This window comes from Pseudomonas sp. 2995-1 (genome assembly GCF_002742505.1).
GTDB classification, from domain to species: domain Bacteria; phylum Pseudomonadota; class Gammaproteobacteria; order Pseudomonadales; family Pseudomonadaceae; genus Aquipseudomonas; species Aquipseudomonas sivasensis.
In genome coordinates this window covers 1-274 of the sequence record NZ_LJSA01000487.1, presented here as the reverse complement: position 1 = coordinate 274, position 274 = coordinate 1, and the positions used below count along the sequence as shown (strand labels likewise).

The following is a 274-nucleotide window of genomic DNA, read 5'->3' as shown; positions in this document are numbered from 1 at the left end:
GCGCTAAAAAATGGGGACTATGTTTCAGTAGCGGCTTTTTCTAAAGATATTAAAGTGTATGTTCCTCCAGCTAAAGGGATGGAGCATTTGCAGACAATTATTCAAGCTGTTTATGATCTTAAAGTGGATGCAACAGAGTCTAACTATGGAGCAGTATTAAACTATTTGCAATCCGTACAAAATAAACGGAGTCTTCTTTTGTTATTCAGTGATATTCAAACTTTTCTTTATGAGGAAAGTGCTCTAGCCTATTTAAAAAAGCTAAGACAAAGAC

Annotated in this window: 1 protein-coding gene; it reads left to right on the top strand. The window is 35.0% G+C overall.

Features of this window, described 5'->3' with window-relative positions; translation table 11 throughout:
- The coding region (locus AOA61_RS24620) for a VWA domain-containing protein (protein ID WP_218197380.1) at positions 1–274 on the top strand (274 nt) is incomplete at both ends.